Below are 4,349 nucleotides of genomic sequence, written 5' to 3'. Positions count from 1 at the left end.
CTCAGACGGTGAGCACGGCGTCCAGTGGGGCGCCGTCGAGCGCGCCGGTCAGCCGCTCACGTCCGGCGAGGAAGCCCAGCTCCAGCAGCACGCTCACGCCCGCCAGCCGGGCACCGGCCCGGCGGACCAGCTCGACCGAGGCGGCCGCCGTGCCACCGGTGGCCAGCACGTCGTCTATCACCAGGACGCGGTCGCCGGCGGCCAGGCTGTCGGCGTGCACCTGGATCTCGGCGCTGCCGTACTCCAGGTCGTACGCCTGGCTGAGGATCGCCCCCGGCAGCTTGCCGGCCTTGCGGGCCGGGACGAAGCCGACACCCGCCCGCACCGCGACGGGCGCGGCGAGGATGAAGCCGCGGGCCTCCAGGCCCAGCACCTTTGTCACGCCCAGGTCGGCGCAGCGCCGCGCGAACGCGTCGGTGAGCGCGGTGAAGGCGACCGGGTCGGCCAGCAGCGGCGTGATGTCCTTGAAGACGACCCCGGGCTTGGGGTAGTCGGGGACGTCCCGGATGCGGTCACGCAGCAGGCCGCCCAGCTGCTCGCAGGAGAGGGCGGGAGCCGGCTCGGTCGCCGTCGTCTCCTCGGTCACCGCCGCCTCCCGGCGGCGCGGCCGCGACCCTGGGCGCGGCCGGCCCGGCCGCCCGCGCCCGCCGCCGCCGGCGCCTCCTCGGCGTCGTCGTCCGGGTCGTCGTCGGAGACGGCGGTGGCACCGCCCGGCTCCTCGGAGTCGTCCTGGTCGACGTCCTCGCCCTTGGCGGCCTTGGCGCGCTTGGCCAGGACCCGGCGGTCGTGCGCCTTCGCGGCGGAGTCCGTCTTCTTGAGGTCGACCACCAGCGGGGTGGCGATCATGATCGACGAGTAGGTACCGGCGGCCAGGCCGATGAACAGCGACAGCGCGATGTCCTTGAGCATGCCGCCGCCGAGCAGACCGGCGCCGATGAACAGCAGCGCGCCGACCGGCAGCAGCGCCACGATCGAGGTGTTCACCGACCGCACCACGGTGGCGTTCAGGCCGCGGTTGGCCAGCTCCGCGAAGGTGAACCGGGTGTCCTTGCCGAGTCTGCTGGTGTTCTCGTTGACCTTGTCGAACACCACCACCGTGTCGTACAGCGAGTAGCCGAGGATCGTCAGCACACCGACGACCGTGCCCGGCGTGACCTCGAAGCCGACGAGCGCGTAGACGCCGACGGTGATCAACAGGTCGTGCAGCAGCGCGAGCAGCGCCGCCAGTGCCATGCGCCACTCGAAGGCGATCGACAGATAGACCGTCACCAGCACCAGGAAGATCACCATGCCGGTGAGCGCCTTGCTGGTCATCTGTTCACCCCAGCTGGGGCCGACCAGTTCGGCGTCGAGCTGCTCGGTCTCCAGGCCGAGCTTGCCGGCGAGCGCCTCGCGGGTCTTGTTGGAGGTCTCGCTGTCCAGCCCGGTGACGGTGATGCGCAGTGAGTCGTTGCCCAGCCGCTGCACCCGGGCGTCGCTGCCGGAGGACTGCTGGGCCTCGGTGCGGGCCTCCTCGACGGAGATCGAGGTCGGCGGGGTGGTGAACACCGCGCCGCCCTGGAACTCCACGCCCATGTACAGGCCCTTGCCCAGCAGGCCGCCGAGCGAGATCACCAGCATGACCGCGGTGATCAGGTACCAGATCTTGCGGCGCTTGACGAACTCGATCGCCACCTCGCCCCGGTTGAGCTTGCCGCCCAGTTCGCCGAGTCGCGACATCTCAGGCCTCCTTCGGTTCGGCGGTGAGCGGGGTCCGGCGGCGGCCCCGGATGGGCGGCTGGGCGCCCAGACGCTTGGCGTCCAGACCGGACCAGCGGTGGCCGTTCGCGAAGAACGGGCGCTGCACCAGGAGGCTGGTGAGCGGCTTGGTGATCAGGAAGACGACCACGATGTCCAGCAGCGTCGTCAGGCCGAGCACAAACGCGAAGCCCTGCACCGAGCCGACGGCGGCGAAGAACAGCACCACGGCCGCCAGGAAGGACACCACGTCCGAGATGAGGATGGTGTGCCGCGCGCGCGGCCAGGCGCGCTCGATGGCCGTGCGCACACTCCGGCCGTCGCGCACCTCGTCCCTGATGCGTTCGAAGTAGACGATGAAGGAGTCCGCCGTGATACCGATCGCCACGATCGCACCGCAGACGGCCGGCAGACTGAGCGCGAACCCGATGCCCGGGCCCAGCAAACTCATGATCACGTAGGTGAAGCCGCCCATCGCCGCCAGGCTGAGGACCGCCACGAGGCCGAGCGCCCGGTAGTAGAAGAGCAGGTAGCCCACGACCAGGGCGAGGCCGATGGCGCCGGCGATCAGACCCGCCTTCAGCTGCTCACCCCCCAGCGTCGGGGAGATCGTGAGGACGTTGGCCTCCTCGAAGCTGATCGGCAGGGCACCGAACTTGAGGATGTTGGCCAGGTCCTGGGCCTCCTCCTGGGTGAACCTACCGCGGATCTCGGCGCTTCCCGAGATACGGGTGTCCACCGAAGGTGCGGAGACGACCTCGCCGTCGAGCGTGATGGCGAACTGGTTCTGCGGCGGGGCCATCACCCTGATCTCGTCGGTGACCCGGGCGAACTTCTTGCTGCCAGCAGAACTGAACTTCATGTTCACGACCCACTGCGCCTTCTCGGTGTCGAAAACCGCAGCAGCCTCGGTGACGTCCGTGCCCGGAACCTCGACGGGGCCGAGCACGTACTTGGCCATGCCCTCCCGGTCACAGGCGGCCACGAGGTCGCCCGGCTCGGACTCGGCGACCGCGCGGTTCGCCTTGGCCCGGGCGGCCTGCGTGCTGCAGTCGAGCTGCTCGAAGCGCTTGATCACGTCGGCGGGGATGCCGCCTTCGGCCGGGGGCTGGTCGGACGGGGCGTCCTCGTCCTTCTTGCCCTCTTCCTCGCCCTGCTCCTCACCGTTGGTGGGGCTGGGCGAGGGGGTCTCGTTGGCCTTGGCGTTCACCGCGCCGGCGCGGGCGCCCTGGGTGCTCGGCTCGTTGGACGGCGAGGCCTCGGCGTCGTTCTTGCCGTCGGCGTCCTCGGCCTTCCTGTCGTCGGCCTTGCCGTCGTCCTTCTTGCCGTCCGCGGACGTGTCGTCCGTGTCGCCGGCGCCGGGCGGCGGGGTGGCGTCACCGGCGGTGAGCACCTTTCGGAAGCCGAGTTCGGCGGTGGTGCCGACCTGCTCGCGGGCCTGCTTCTCGTCGGTCCCGCGCGGGATGTTGACGACGATGTTGCGGTCGCCCTGGGTGGTGACCTCCGCCTCCGAGACACCAAGGCCGTTGACGCGTCGGTCGATGATCGACGCGGCGGTCTTCATGTTGGCCTCGTTGACGGCGTCACCCTTGCCGGGCTGGTCCTTCGCCGAAAGCGTGATGCTCGTGCCGCCCGCGAGGTCGATGCCCAGGCGCGGCGTGGTCGCGCCGGCCAGGAACATCCCGCCGGTCAGTACCACGATCAACGTCAGCGCCAGCAGCAGCGGACGCAACGGCCTCCCCTGCGCCCCCGTGGAACTACGGCGCCTCTTCGGTGTTGCCACCTTCTCGTCTCTCCCTGTCCAGCCGCCCGCGCTCGGTGGTTACCGGCCGGTGCGAAGTGGTGTTCGGAACGGGGTGCCGCCGGCGGCCGGTCACCGGCCGGCGGCGCGCCCGCTTACTTCGAACCGCTTTCGCCGTCCTTCTTGGTCTCCTCGGCGTTCTCGCCCCCGGTGGCCTTGGGCGTCTCGGCGTCGTCGGCGGCGGCGTCGGCGTCCTTGACCAGGTTCGGCTTGTCGTCCCCGGCGGCCGCCGTGTCCCCGGCGGTCGCGGTGTCCTCGGTCGCGGTCAGGGACGAGGCGTCGTCCGGTACGACCGGGGTGTCCTCGTCGAGCCGCGCCTCCGGGTTGACGATGGCCTCGTACTCGTCGTCCTCCAGGATCGCGCCGATGGCGTTCTTCGCGAAGAGCGAGGTGACACCCGGGGCGACCTCGAGCAGGACGGTGTCGTCGCCGACCTCCTTCACCCGGCCGTACAGGCCGCCGATCGTCCTGACACCGGTGCCCGGTTGTACCTGATCACGCATCTTCATGGCCTGCTCCTGCTTCTTCTTGGCAGACCTGGTCATCAGGAACATGGCTCCGATGAGCACGATGAAGGGGAGGAGAAATGCGATGTCCACGGCGGAAGAGTGTCCTTCGTACGACCGCGGGGAGGCGGCCTGGGGGTCGGGGATGGTCTGCCGTCTGATAAGGGACGGCATCGGCGGAGTCTAAGCGAGCCCACGCCTGTGGAACAACGTCCGACGGCCGACCGGGGTTCCTGGTGGCGCCGGACGCGGACGTGCGCCGACCTGTCGGCCCGGCGGTGGTCAGCCGCCGAACAGGCCCTGCT

At 70.4% G+C, this 4,349-nt stretch carries 4 protein-coding genes; all 4 read right to left on the bottom strand.

All coding sequences use genetic code 11. From position 1 onward, the window contains the following. Position 1 precedes the first annotated feature (1 nt). Positions 2–532: an adenine phosphoribosyltransferase gene (locus GL263_RS22425; RefSeq protein ID WP_182857560.1), complete on the bottom strand. Its 531-nt coding sequence runs from the start codon at positions 530–532 to the stop codon at positions 2–4. 50 nt (positions 533–582) lie between these two features. Next, the gene (gene secF / locus GL263_RS22420) at positions 583–1,719 is read right to left on the bottom strand and encodes a protein translocase subunit SecF (protein WP_182857559.1); all 1,137 of its coding nucleotides are present in this window, start codon (positions 1,717–1,719) and stop codon (positions 583–585) included. Position 1,720: 1 nt separating this feature from the next. Continuing rightward, on the bottom strand, positions 1,721–3,520 hold the full coding sequence (secD, locus tag GL263_RS22415; protein WP_182857558.1) for a protein translocase subunit SecD: 1,800 nt from the start codon (positions 3,518–3,520) through the stop codon (positions 1,721–1,723). A gap of 113 nt (positions 3,521–3,633) precedes the next feature. Further along, positions 3,634–4,137: a preprotein translocase subunit YajC gene (gene yajC / locus GL263_RS22410; RefSeq protein ID WP_182857557.1), complete on the bottom strand. Its 504-nt coding sequence runs from the start codon at positions 4,135–4,137 to the stop codon at positions 3,634–3,636. Between the last annotated feature and the right edge of the window lie 212 nt (positions 4,138–4,349).

The organism is Streptomyces durbertensis (assembly GCF_014156695.1).
In the GTDB taxonomy this organism is placed as follows: domain Bacteria; phylum Actinomycetota; class Actinomycetes; order Streptomycetales; family Streptomycetaceae; genus Streptomyces; species Streptomyces durbertensis.
Note: the sequence above shows the minus strand (reverse complement) of the source record. Positions and strands in the feature narration are given on the sequence as shown.